At 55.5% G+C, this 13,055-nt stretch carries 11 protein-coding genes; 8 read left to right on the top strand and 3 right to left on the bottom strand.

Features of this window, described 5'->3' with window-relative positions; genetic code table 11:
* Positions 1-316: 316 nt before the first annotated feature.
* The 6 genes from mepS to yejF all read left to right on the top strand — a co-directional run bounded on the left by mepS (position 317) and on the right by yejF (position 8,168).
* Complete coding sequence (mepS, locus tag L350_RS20590) at positions 317-886, top strand: bifunctional murein DD-endopeptidase/murein LD-carboxypeptidase (RefSeq protein ID WP_003859364.1); 570 nt, start codon at positions 317-319, stop codon at positions 884-886.
* 127 nt (positions 887-1,013) lie between these two features.
* On the top strand, positions 1,014-2,567 hold the full coding sequence (locus L350_RS20595) for a cyclic di-GMP phosphodiesterase (RefSeq protein WP_032623897.1): 1,554 nt from the start codon (positions 1,014-1,016) through the stop codon (positions 2,565-2,567).
* Between the two features lie 75 nt (positions 2,568-2,642).
* Complete coding sequence (locus L350_RS20600) at positions 2,643-4,448, top strand: extracellular solute-binding protein (RefSeq protein WP_032623896.1); 1,806 nt, start codon at positions 2,643-2,645, stop codon at positions 4,446-4,448.
* Positions 4,449-4,457: 9 nt separating this feature from the next.
* Complete coding sequence (locus L350_RS20605; protein ID WP_003859369.1) at positions 4,458-5,552, top strand: microcin C ABC transporter permease YejB; 1,095 nt, start codon at positions 4,458-4,460, stop codon at positions 5,550-5,552.
* Entirely contained in the window at positions 5,552-6,577 is a 1,026-nt protein-coding gene (locus tag L350_RS20610) for a microcin C ABC transporter permease (RefSeq protein ID WP_023330165.1), read from the top strand. Before L350_RS20605 ends, L350_RS20610 begins: the two co-directional genes overlap by 1 nt.
* Before the next feature lies 1 nt (position 6,578).
* Positions 6,579-8,168, top strand: a complete 1,590-nt coding sequence (gene yejF, locus L350_RS20615) for a microcin C ABC transporter ATP-binding protein YejF (RefSeq protein ID WP_032623895.1) — start codon at positions 6,579-6,581, stop codon at positions 8,166-8,168.
* Between the two features lie 3 nt (positions 8,169-8,171).
* Here the strand turns inward: yejF and L350_RS20620 are convergent, their stop codons facing one another.
* The 3 genes from L350_RS20620 to rsuA form a co-directional block, all read right to left on the bottom strand.
* Complete coding sequence (locus L350_RS20620) at positions 8,172-8,516, bottom strand: YejG family protein (RefSeq protein ID WP_003859372.1); 345 nt, start codon at positions 8,514-8,516, stop codon at positions 8,172-8,174.
* Between the two features lie 276 nt (positions 8,517-8,792).
* On the bottom strand, positions 8,793-9,992 hold the full coding sequence (locus tag L350_RS20625) for a Bcr/CflA family multidrug efflux MFS transporter (RefSeq protein ID WP_022648730.1): 1,200 nt from the start codon (positions 9,990-9,992) through the stop codon (positions 8,793-8,795).
* 15 nt (positions 9,993-10,007) lie between these two features.
* On the bottom strand, positions 10,008-10,715 hold the full coding sequence (rsuA, locus tag L350_RS20630) for a 16S rRNA pseudouridine(516) synthase RsuA (protein WP_032623893.1): 708 nt from the start codon (positions 10,713-10,715) through the stop codon (positions 10,008-10,010).
* Between the two features lie 151 nt (positions 10,716-10,866).
* Here rsuA and L350_RS20635 point away from each other — a divergent pair, with 151 nt between their 5' ends.
* The gene (locus L350_RS20635; RefSeq protein ID WP_032623892.1) at positions 10,867-12,627 is read left to right on the top strand and encodes a DNA repair helicase RadD; all 1,761 of its coding nucleotides are present in this window, start codon (positions 10,867-10,869) and stop codon (positions 12,625-12,627) included.
* A 125-nt stretch (positions 12,628-12,752) separates the two neighbouring features.
* Positions 12,753-13,037 carry a 50S ribosomal protein L25 gene (gene rplY / locus L350_RS20640; RefSeq protein ID WP_022648733.1) on the top strand — a complete coding sequence of 95 codons (285 nt, stop codon included), beginning with the start codon at positions 12,753-12,755 and terminating at the stop codon, positions 13,035-13,037.
* The last annotated feature ends 18 nt before the right edge of the window (positions 13,038-13,055 follow it).

Here is a 13,055-nt window from a genome sequence, read left to right as displayed (position 1 = left end):
GTGATAAAAATGAAGCAATTGCAGGGATTACCGGTATGAATGGCGGCATTTTGAGCAATTCCGCGCTGTAACGTTGTGTATCACATTTTCTTATAAAAAAACGGTCTTTTTTGCTCGCAATGCCCTTTGCAATCGGTTAACCTCGAACTCGTTTTGCCCCATTGAGATAATTATTATCGTGGTGAATAATTTTGTGCGTTGTGCCACAGATTTCACCATAAAGAATTGTCTCATTGTGAACAGATAATTAGTCTCGTCACGGTTGGCATTTTTATAACGATATTTTCGTTAAGGACTTCAAGGGAAAACAAACAAAATGGTCAAATCTCAACCAATTTTGAGATATATCTTGCGGGGGATCCCGGCGATTGCAGTGGCGGTTCTGCTTTCGGCATGTAGTACGACGAACACCGCGAAGAATATGCATCCTGAGACGCGTGTTGTGGGAATGGAAGATTCCTCTTCACTGCAAGCCTCTCAGGATGAATTTGAAAATATGGTACGTAATCTCGACGTTAAGTCGCGTATTATGGATCAGTATGCTGACTGGAAAGGCGTGCGTTACCGCCTGGGCGGCAGCACCAAGAAAGGCATCGATTGCTCCGCATTCGTACAGCGTACTTTCCGTGAGCAGTTTGGGTTAGACCTTCCGCGTTCTACTTATGAACAGCAGGAAATGGGCAAGTCCATTTCGCGCACTAAACTGCGTACGGGCGATTTAGTCCTGTTCAGAGCAGGTTCAACCGGTCGACACGTTGGCATCTATATCGGTAACGATCAGTTTGTCCATGCTTCCACCAGCAGTGGTGTGACGATTTCCAGCATGAACGAACCTTACTGGAAGAAGCGCTACAACGAAGCTCGCCGCGTTCTGAGCCGTAGTTAATATTGCTGTCGTATCGTTGGTTATCCCTTGGCTGGCGATACGATTAAAAAAGCACTGCTCCGGCAGTGTTTTTTTTTGCCCGTTACACTGATAGACATCCAGCGTCATTTCAGGAATCACGACATCTATGTTTACCCGCTACTTCTCCAGCAACCGCAAGATACTGTTTCTCAGTATTCTGACGGGGTTGTTTACCGCCCTGCTTCTGAGTGCGTTACAGTTTTACTGGAGTTATCACAAGCGAGAAGTCAGGTACGATACCCTCATTACGGATTTAAGCGTCTACATGGAGAGCTTTTTCGACGAGCTTAAAACCTCTATTGATACGCTCCAGCCGCTCACGCTGAACAGCTGTGAAGAGGTCAGTGCGGCGCTCACCTCACGCGCGGCCTTCAGTATTAACGTGCGCGCCTTTTTGCTGGTCCGGGATAAACAGGCCTTCTGCTCTTCGGCAACAGGTCCGATGAATACCCCAATGGAAACGCTTATCCCTCAGCTACACATCAGCAAACCTGTTGATATCGCGCTCCTGCCGGGTACGCCCATGCTGCCGGATAAACCCGCGATCGCTATCTGGTATCGCAATCCGCTGGTAAAAGACGGCGGCGTATTTACCTCCGTGAACATCAACCTGACGCCTTACCTTCTTTATACGTCACGTCAGGATGAATTTTCCGGAATATCGATCGTCATTGGCGACTCCGCGTTATCCACCCAGTCCGGAATGCTGGTTCAGGCGCGGGATTTGCCTGAGGTCCCTGCCCGCACCGCCACGCTGAAAAATATTCCTCTGACCGTTAACGTCTATGCGCAAGCCTGGAAGACCGATGAACTGCTCTACGCCGTGTTCTTCGGCCTGGTCTGCGGTATTGCGGCAGGTCTGCTGAATTTCTATATTCTCACTATCCGTCTGAATCCCGGGAAAGAGATCCTTACGGCCATCAAGCACGACCAGTTCTACGTGGTCTATCAGCCCGTCGTGGATGCGCAGTCGCTCAGAATGACCGGGCTGGAAGTCCTGATGCGCTGGAAGCACCCGGTGATGGGCGAAATTCCACCGGATGCCTTTATTAACTTCGCTGAAGCGCAGAAGCTGATTGTCCCGCTGACGCTGCATCTTTTTGACCTGATTATCCGCGATGCCCCTGTCCTGCAAACGGTGCTCCCGCCTGGGGCCAAGTTTGGGATCAACATCGCGCCCGGTCATCTGCATGCGGAAAGCTTTAAGGAGGATATGCGCGCGTTTGCCGCTGGCCTTCCGCCCGATCACTTCCAGATTGTACTGGAAATAACCGAGCGCGACATGATCAACCACCGCGAGGCAAATCAGCTGTTTGAATGGCTGCACAATGAAGGTTTTGAAATCGCCATCGATGATTTTGGCACCGGCCACAGCGCGCTGATCTATCTGGAACGCTTCACGATGGATTACCTGAAAATTGACCGTGGCTTCGTGAATGCCATCGGGACTGAAACCGTTACCTCGCCAGTGCTTGACGCGGTGCTGACGCTGGCAGAACGCCTGAATATGTTAACCGTCGCCGAGGGTGTTGAAACGCCCGAGCAGGCGGCGTGGCTGCGCGAGCATGGCGTGAACTATCTTCAGGGCTACTGGATCGGCCGACCAATGCCGCTGGAGCAGTTCAGGACGTGGCAACCCGACATCACGCTCGGGGAATAATTTCACAATCACGGCGCTGTCCCTTATTATTCTCCTCAACCGAGCCTGCCTGTGAACAAAGGGATCCGCCGCACTATGATTATGCGCGTTGTATTGATGCTGTTGGCGCTGGTGAGCCTGTCGAGCCAGGCGCAGACCATCAAAGAGAGCACGGCCTTTGCCGTCATTGGCGAGCCGAAGTATGCGGTCAACTTTACTCACTACGATTATGTGAACCCCGCCGCCCCGAAAGGCGGGAACGTGACGCTTTCCGCGACCGGAACGTTTGACAACTTTAACCGCTTCGCCCTGCGCGGCGTGGCGGCAGCGCGTACCGAATCCCTCTATGACACGCTGTTCGTCACCTCCGACGACGAGCCCGGCAGCTATTATCCCCTGGTCGCTGAGAACGTGCGTTACGCCGATGATTTTAGCTGGGCAGAAATCGCGATTAATCCGCGGGCGCGTTTTCACGACGGTACGCCGGTTAGCGCCCGCGATGTGGCGTTCACCTTTCATAAATTTATGACCGAAGGCGTGCCGCAGTTTCGTCTGGTGTACAAGGGCACCACGGTGAAAGCCATCGCCCCGCTGACCGTGCGAATCGAACTCCCTGAGCCAAACAAAGAGAATATGCTGAGCCTGTTCTCCCTGCCCGTCATGCCCGAATCATTCTGGAAAAACCATAAGCTGAGCGATCCCCTCTCTTCCCCGCCGCTGGCCGGAGGACCGTATCGCATTACCGACTGGCGAATGGGCCAGTACGTGATCTATTCCCGCGTGAAAGATTACTGGGCAGCCACGCTGCCGGTAAACCGGGGCCGCTGGAACTTCGATACAATCCGCTACGACTACTACCTGGATGATAACGTGGCCTTCGAGGCGTTTAAGGCAGGCGCATTTGATTTACGTGTCGAGAACAGCGCCAAAAACTGGGCGACCCGGTATATCGGAAAAAATTTCGCGAAAGGCTATATCGTTAAAGACGAACATAAAAACGAATCCGCGCAGGACACGCGCTGGCTGGCGTTTAATATTCAGCGCCCGGTTTTTTCCGATCGTCGGGTGCGTGAAGCTATTACCCTGGCGTTTGATTTCGAATGGATGAACAAAGCGCTGTTTTACGGAGCCTACAGCCGGGCGAACAGCTATTTCCAGAATACTGAATATGCCGCCCGTGATTATCCCCACGCGGACGAGCTGGTTTTGCTGGCGCCAATGAAATCGGAGCTCCCGCCGGAAGTGTTCACCCGCCTATTTGAACCGCCAAAATCCGACGGAAACGGGTTCGACCGGGACAACCTGCTGAAAGCCAGCAAACTGCTGGATGACGCTGGCTGGGTGTTGAAAAATCGGCTACGAGTAAATGTTAAAACTGGTAAGCCGCTCAGCTTCGAACTGCTGATTGCCTCCGGCGCAAACGATCAGTGGGTGCTGCCGTTTAAGAAGAACCTTGCCCGTCTTGGGGTGACCATGAATATCCGCCAGGTCGATATTGCCCAGCTGACCAACCGCAAGCGCAGTCGCGATTACGACATGATGCAAACCCTGTGGGCTGCCCAGCCGTGGCCGAGTTCAGACCTGCAAATCTCCTGGGCATCGGGGTATATCGACTCCTCCTACAACGCTCCGGGGGTAAAGAGTCCGGTGATTGATGCGCTGATCGCGAAAATCGTTGCCGCTCAGGGCGATAAAGAGAAACTTCTGCCGCTCGGGCGCGCGCTTGACCGGGTGTTAACCTGGAACTATTACATGCTGCCGATGTGGTACATGGGTGAAGATCGCGTGGCCCGCTGGGACAAATTCTCCCTGCCCGCCGTTCGCCCGGTTTATACGCTTGGTTTTGATACGTGGTGGTATGACGTGAATAAAGCCGCAAAACTGCCCGCAGCGCGGCGTTGAGGAGTGACGATGGGCGCTTATCTTATCCGCAGGCTGCTGCTGGTTATCCCGACGCTATGGGCCATCATTACCATTAACTTTTTTATCGTGCAGATTGCCCCCGGCGGCCCGGTGGACCAGGCGATTGCGGCCATAGAATTTGGTCACGCTGGCGGCATGCCGGGCGGCGGCGGTGAAGGAATGGGGGCCAGCCATGCCCGGACGGGCGTGGGCAATATCAGCGAAAGCCACTACCGGGGCGGTCGGGGACTGGATCCGGAGGTGATCGCCGAGATCACCCATCGCTATGGTTTTGACAAGCCGCTGCACGAGCGTTATTTCAGGATGCTCTGGGATTATGTCCGTTTCGATTTTGGCGACAGCCTGTTTCGCAGCGCCTCGGTGCTAACCCTGATCAAGCAAAGCCTTCCGGTTTCCATCACGCTCGGACTGTGGGGGACGCTGATTATTTATCTGGTCTCCATTCCGCTGGGGATCCGCAAAGCGGTCTACAACGGTAGCCGTTTTGATATCTGGAGCAGCACGTTCATTATCATCGGCTACGCTATCCCGGCGTTTCTGTTTGCCGTGCTGCTGATTGTCTTTTTCGCTGGCGGCAGTTATTTCGACCTCTTCCCGCTGCGCGGGCTGGTCTCTGCGGATTTCAGCACGTTGCCGTGGTATCAGAAAATCACCGATTACTTCTGGCACATCACGCTTCCGGTGCTGGCGACGGTTATCGGCGGTTTTGCGGCGCTTACGATGCTGACCAAAAATGCCTTTCTTGATGAGATCCGCAAACAGTACGTCGTCACCGCGCGCGCCAAAGGCGTCGGTGAAAAGCAGATTATGTGGAAGCACGTTTTTCGTAACGCCATGCTGCTGGTGATTGCCGGTTTTCCCGCCACGTTCATCAGTATGTTTTTTACCGGCTCTCTGCTGATAGAAGTGATGTTCTCTCTCAACGGTTTAGGGCTGCTCGGCTATGAGGCCACCGTCTCCCGTGATTACCCGGTGATGTTTGGCACACTGTACATTTTCACCCTGATCGGTCTGCTGCTGAATATCATCAGCGATATCAGCTATACGCTGGTCGATCCCCGTATCGATTTTGAGGGCCGCTAATGTCGCGTTTAAGCCCCGTCAATCAGGCCCGCTGGGCGCGCTTTCGCCACAACCGTCGCGGCTACTGGTCGCTGTGGATCTTCGCCGTCCTGTTCGCCTTAAGTCTGTGTTCCGAACTGATTGCCAACGATAAACCCCTGCTGGTGCATTTCAAAGATCGCTGGTACGTGCCGGTGCTTACTACCTATAGCGAAAGCGATTTTGGCGGTCCGTTTGCGACGCCAGCCGAGTATCAGGATCCCTGGTTACGTGAACAGATCGCGCAGCACGGCTGGGCGCTTTGGGCACCGATTCGTTTTGGCGCGAACAGTATTAACTACGCCACGTCCACCCCCTTCCCTTCCCCGCCTTCCTCGCAGAACTGGCTGGGAACGGACGCCAACGGCGGCGATGTGCTGGCGCGCATCCTCTATGGTACCCGCATCTCGCTCCTGTTTGGGCTGCTTCTGACGCTCTTTAGCAGCGTGATGGGCGTCGTGGCGGGCGCCATGCAGGGCTATTACGGTGGAAAAATCGATTTGTGGGGGCAGCGCGTAATTGAAGTCTGGTCCGGTATGCCGACGCTGTTTCTGATTATCCTGCTGTCCAGCGTAGTACAGCCTGGCTTCTGGTGGCTGTTAGGCATCACCGTCCTGTTCGGCTGGATGGCACTGGTCGGCGTGGTGCGCGCGGAGTTTCTGCGCACGCGAAATTACGATTATATTCGCGCCGCGCAGGCATTAGGCGTGAGCGATCGCGCAATTATCTTCCGTCACATGCTTCCCAATGCGGTGGTGGCGACCCTCACCTTCCTGCCGTTTATTTTGTGTAGCTCCATTACCACCCTGACGTCGCTTGATTTTCTTGGTTTCGGTTTGCCGCTGGGCTCACCGTCTCTTGGCGAACTGCTGTTGCAGGGCAAAAACAACCTCCAGGCCCCCTGGCTGGGCATCGCCGCATTCCTCTCCGTGGCTGTGCTGCTTTCCCTGCTGATTTTTATTGGCGAAGCCGTGCGCGATGCCTTCGATCCCAACAAGGCGGTATGACATGACCCGGCCTCTTCTGAGCATAGAAAATCTGTCGATTGCGTTTTCAAAGCAGGGCGAATCTCGCCCGGTGGTGACGGATTTATCGTTGCAGATCCAGCGCGGAGAGACGCTGGCGCTGGTCGGGGAATCCGGCTCCGGTAAGAGCGTTTCGGCACTGTCGGTGCTGCGCCTGCTCCCTTCCCCGCCGGTCAGCTATCCGCAGGGGGATATTCTGTTCCATGGACAATCCCTGCTGAACGCTGATGAGCAAACCCTGCGCGGCATTCGTGGCAATAAGATTGCCATGATTTTTCAGGAGCCGATGGTGTCGCTCAATCCATTGCATACGCTGGAAAAACAGCTCTATGAAGTGCTGTCACTTCATCGGGGAATGCGTAAAGAGGCAGCGCGGGGGGAAATTCTGGACTGCCTTGAACGCACCGGCATTCGTAATGCGGCGAAACGGCTGAACGATTTCCCGCATCAGCTTTCCGGCGGCGAGCGCCAGCGCGTGATGATCGCGATGGCGCTGCTGACGCGCCCCGAACTGTTGATTGCGGATGAACCCACCACCGCGCTGGACGTCACGGTGCAGGCGCAAATTCTGCAACTGCTGCGTGAACTGCGCGACGAGCTGAACATGAGCCTGCTGTTTATTACGCATAACCTGGGCATCGTGAAAAAGCTCGCTGACGCGGTGGCCGTGATGCAAAACGGCCGCTGCGTCGAACAGAACAGGGCAACTGCCCTGCTGAGCGCGCCTCAGCACCCGTATACACAGCGCCTGCTCGATAGCGAACCCTCTGGCGACCCGGTTCCGCTTAACGCTGACAGCGCACCGTTGCTGAAGGTTGAGGACCTGTCGGTGTCATTCCCGATCCGCAAAGGCATTTTGCGTCGCGTGGTCGATCACAATCATGTTCTGAAAAACATGAGCTTCTCTCTGCGTCCGGGCGAGTCGCTTGGGCTTGTGGGCGAATCCGGTTCGGGCAAAAGCACCACCGGCCTGGCGCTGCTGCGCCTGATCGCCTCGCAGGGAAGCATTCTCTTTGACGGCATGCCGCTGCAAAACCTGAGCCGCCGGCAAATGCTGCCCGTCCGCCCGCGGATGCAGGTGGTCTTTCAGGATCCGAACTCTTCGCTGAACCCGCGGCTGAGCGTATTGCAGATTATTGAAGAGGGCCTGCGCGTTCATCAGCCCGCGCTGACGGCACAACAGCGTGAAATCGACGTGAAGCGGGTGATGGCGGAAGTGGGTTTAGATCCCGAGACCCGGCACCGGTATCCGGCTGAGTTTTCCGGCGGACAGCGCCAGCGTATAGCGATTGCCCGCGCGTTGATCCTGAAACCGGAGCTGATCGTGCTGGACGAGCCTACCTCTTCACTGGACCGCACCGTGCAGGCGCAAATTCTGGCGCTGCTGAAGGGGCTACAGGAAAAGCATCGGCTGGCCTATATCTTTATCAGCCACGATTTACAGGTGGTGCGTGCGCTTTGCCATCAGGTGGTGGTATTGCGGCAGGGAGAAGTCGTTGAGCAGGGAGAGTGCCAGCGCGTATTCACTGCGCCTGCGCAGGATTACACGCGCCAGCTATTGTCCGCTGACTAGCACTCAGAAAGGATATTGACCGGAGAACGGTTCGGCAATCGCCACGCCGAAGTTTTTCAGACGGCAGGTCGCAGCAAATTCATCCTGGCTGTTAACAAACAGGCACGGCTCACCTTCGCATTCCAGCACGGAGCTGTCTACTTCGATGTCCGTCAGCGCCTGGCTGAGACGTTCCATAACCGGCCACGCATTTTCATCGCTCGGGCTAAGCAGCTTGAGCGCCACCAGACAATTATCCTCCCCGGCAACGCTTTGCGGAATCGGTTCAACTTTCGAACCTGCAAAACCCGTCGACCAGCGATAGCTCTGGGGCAAGCGATGGACAATGGAGAGTTGTAATGTATTCACGTTCAGATCCCCGGAAGCAAATTTACTTCACAATTTATTTACATTTATAGTAACACATCATCGCCAACCTGCACTGTTTAGCGGATTTTATAGGCGTTGCAGGCTCGCGTCGGCGCTATATGTACCCGTTTCTGCGATCTAACTCAACCTTTTTAAATACAATGATGTGACTTTTTACATAAATAGATTTTACATAAAAGAAACAAACACCGGGTAAACGAACCGAGGGTTGGTTGATATGGGTCAACAAAAAGGCCCGTTTCGGGCCTTAAGTGCTCATTTATGCGCCGTCTTACGGGGCCGGCTGGCGTAAAGATAGAAGAGGATGGAGCAAGTCGCGCAGAGGGCAATCGCCCACAGCATCGGCCAGGCAGTATTAAACGTCGCCATTGAGAGCAGCGCCCCGACAATCGCGCCAATCCCGAAACGGAACGTCCCTGCCAGCGACGAGGCGGTGCCCGCCATATGCGGGAATTCGTCGAGGATCACCGCCATCGCGTTGGATGAGACCATCGAGACGCAGCCAACAAACGCCGCCACGCCCACCACCAGCGCCCAAAAACCTACGCCCAACAATGCGCTCAATACCAGCCAGATAGCCATCACGAACTGGATCCACAGCCCGGCGCGGAACATATTCAGCGCCCCGACCCGCCGGACAAAGCGGCTGTTGATAATGGTCATCACAAACAGAAACACGATATTCAGCGCGAAGTAGTAACCAAAGTGCTGGGGTGACACATGGTTCAGTTCGATGTACACAAACGGCCCCGCGCTCAGGAACGAAAACATCCCGGCAAAGCTAAAGCCGCTGGCCAGCATATAGCTCAGCACGCGCTTATGGCGAAACAGCGAGGCAAAGTTGCCAAGCGTGGTGCGGACGTGAAACTTCTGACGGCGCTCGACCGGCAGCGTTTCATCGATAAAGACGAAGATCATCACCGAGGCCAGCAGCGCGGCAATCGCCAGGATCCAGAAAATCGCATGCCAGCTGAACCACACCAGCACCGCCCCGCCCACCATGGGGGCGACCAGCGGCGCAATGGTTGTGACCAGCATGACGAACGACATCATGCGTGAGAACTCTTCCTTCGGGTAGATGTCGCGCATCAGCGCGTTAATCACCACGCTTGCCGCAGCCGCAGCCAGGCCATGAAAGAAACGCATCACGATCAGCTGATCGATACTCTGCGCCAGCGCGCAGGCCACCGCCGCCGCGGCAAATATCAACGTCCCGCCCAGAATTACGGGCTTGCGCCCCAGGCTGTCTGCCATTGGGCCATAAAAGAGCTGGCCGAGCGCAAAACCAAGAATGTAGGTGCTGAGCGTCATCTGTGCGCTGCCTGCCGGTACGCCAAACTGCGCGGAAATCACCGGCAGCGCGGGCAGATACATATCGATAGACAGCGGCATCAGCATGGCCAACAGGCCAAGGATAAATACGATTTTAAACGACGAGTGTGGCCTGGTGGTCACAGGGTTCTCCTGAATTTAGCGTGAAAGCAGCCCGACGCTGGCAATCTCTTCTTCCGTCAGCGGGCGGTATTCCCCTGGCGCCAGGTCTGGATCGAGTTCAATCGCGCCGATACGTTCACGATGCAGCCCCACAACGTGGTTGCCCACGGCGGCAAACATCCGTTTCACCTGGTGGTAGCGGCCTTCACTGATGGTCAGACGGACGTCCGTTGGGGTAATGACTTCCAGCACCGCCGGTTTGGTCAGATCTTTTTCATTATGCAGCTGAACGCCTTTCGCGAATTGCTCTGCCGTGTCATCCGAGACCGGCGACTCAAGTGTCACCCGATAGGTTTTCTCACAGTGATGGCGCGGGGAGGTGATACGGTGCGACCACTGACCGTCATCGGTCATCAGCACCAGGCCGGTGGTATCAATATCCAGTCGCCCTGCCGCATGCAGCTTGTGCGCCACAGGTTCGTCGAGGAAGTAGAGCACCGTCGGGTGATCCGGATCGTCCGTTGAACAGACGTAACCTTCCGGTTTGTTGAGCATGAAGTAGCGCGGGCCATTCTGCTGGCTCAGCGGGTTGCCGTCATACTCCACCTGGTGGTCAGGCTGGAGTTTAAAAGCGCTGTCTTTCACAATGTCGCCGTCCACGGTTACGCGGCTGGCGCGAATTTCACGCCCGGCAATAGCGCGGCTTACGCCGAGTTGCTGAGCGATAAACTTATCAAGTCGCATGAAATCTTTTTAGCCTTAATGGTGCTGGAAGTCGGACTACGCGTCCGAAAAAGAAGCAGTCAGAAACAGTTCAGTATAATGGTCTGGTTGCGCCACTCAAGGGAAAAAGTTTCGTGGCATACTATATGCGAGTTAACTGAATAGAGAAGCCATGACGTTCACACTACGCCCCTATCAGCAAGAAGCCGTTGATGCCACCCTCGCCTGGTTTCGCAAGCACCGGGAACCCGCCGCCATCGTGCTCCCGACCGGAGCCGGTAAAAGCCTGGTGATTGCCGAACTGGCGCGCCTGGCTCGCGGGCGCGTGCTGGTGCTGGCGCACGTAAAAGAGCTGGTGGCGCAAAACCACGCCAAATATTGCGCGCTCGGCCTGGAGGCCGATATTTTTGCCGCCGGGCTGAAGCGCAAAGAGAGCCACGGGAAAGTGGTGTTTGGCAGCGTACAGTCCGTTGCGCGCAACCTGGACCTGTTTCGCAGCGAGTTTTCCCTGCTGATTGTCGATGAGTGTCACCGCATCAGCGATGACGACGACAGCCAGTATCAGCAAATCCTCACTCATCTGAGAGAGGTGAACCCTCACTTACGCCTGCTTGGCCTGACCGCCACGCCATTTCGTCTGGGCAAGGGCTGGATTTATCAGTTTCATTATCACGGCATGGTGCGTGGCGATGAAAAGGCCCTGTTCCGCGACTGTATCTATGAGCTTCCGCTGCGCTACATGATCAAGCATGGCTATCTGACGCCACCGGAGCGGCTGGATATGCCGGTCGTGCAGTACGATTTCAGCCGCTTACAGGCGCAGAGCAACGGGCTGTTCAGCGAGGCGGATCTTAACCATGAGCTAAAAAAACAGAAGCGGATCACGCCGCATATCATCAGCCAGATTGAAGAATTTGCGCAAACGCGCAAAGGGGTGATGATTTTTGCTGCTACCGTCGAACACGCGCGCGAAATCACGGGGCTTCTGCCCACCAACGACGCGGCGTTAATTACCGGTGAAACCCCCGGGCCGGAGCGCGACAGCCTGATTGAGGCTTTCAAAGCCCAGCAGTTCCGCTACCTGGTGAATGTCTCCGTATTAACCACCGGGTTTGACGCCCCGCACGTTGACCTGATTGCGATTCTTCGCCCGACCGAATCCGTCAGCCTGTACCAGCAGATTGTCGGCCGTGGCCTGCGCCTGGCACCGGGCAAAACCGACTGTCTGATCCTCGATTATGCCGGTAATCCGCACGATCTCTACTCCCCGGAAGTGGGCACGCCAAAAGGCAAGAGCGACAACGTGCCGGTACAGGTGTTTTGTCCGGCCTGCGGGTTTGCCAACTCTTTCTGGGGCAAAACTACCGCCGACGGCACGCTGATCGAACATTTTGGCCGCCGCTGTCAGGGCTGGTTTGAAGACGATGAAGGCCATCGCGAACAGTGTGATTTCCGCTTCCGCTTCAAAAACTGCCCGCAGTGCAACGCCGAGAACGATATCGCTGCCCGCCGCTGTCGGGAGTGTGACACGGTGTTGGTCGACCCGGATGACATGCTGAAAGCGGCGCTGAAGCTGAAAGATGCGCTGGTGCTGCGCTGTTCCGGCATGGTCTTACAGCCCGGTGCGGATGAAAAAGGCGAGTGGCTAAAGATTACCTATTACGACGAGGACGGCGCAGACGTGAGCGAGCGGTTCAGGGTCCAGACGCCCGCCCAGCGCACCGCGTTCGAACAGCTCTTTATCCGCCCGCATACCCGCACGCCCGGCGTGCCGCTGCGCTGGATAACCGTTGCCGATATCGTGCGCCAGCAGGCGCTGCTGCGCCATCCTGATTTTGTTGTCGCCCGTAAAAAAGGGCAGTTCTGGCAGGTGCGTGAGAAGGTCTTTGACTATGAAGGACGCTTTCGCCGGGCAAACGAATTGCGCGGTTAACGGGACTTTTCGTTGATGCGCGAGCCATTTGAGTATAAAATGCCGCCCGCTTCACATCCGTGAGGCAGAACACTCACCTGCTGCTGGGTCGCCTGTAGCAGGGTTTTAAATACAGAGAGAAATCAATGTTCACTATCGAAGCAGAAGTACGTAACGTGCAGGGTAAGGGTGCGAGCCGCCGCCTGCGTAACGCTAACAAGTTCCCGGCTATCGTTTACGGTGGCGAAGCTGCTCCAGTTGCAATCGAACTGGATCACGACAAAGTGTGGAACATGCAGAACAAAGCTGAATTCTACAGCGAAGTTCTGACCATCGTTGTTGGCGGTAAAGAAGAAAAAGTGAAAGTTCAGGCTGTTCAGCGTCACCCGTTCAAGCCAAAACTGTCTCACATCGACTTCGTTCGCGCGTAATCGCAAACCTGTCGAGAA

It is taken from the genome of Enterobacter sp. MGH 4 (genome assembly GCF_000534735.1).
Taxonomy (GTDB): Bacteria; Pseudomonadota; Gammaproteobacteria; order Enterobacterales; family Enterobacteriaceae; genus Enterobacter; species Enterobacter intestinihominis.
Note: the sequence above shows the minus strand (reverse complement) of the source record. Positions and strands in the feature narration are given on the sequence as shown.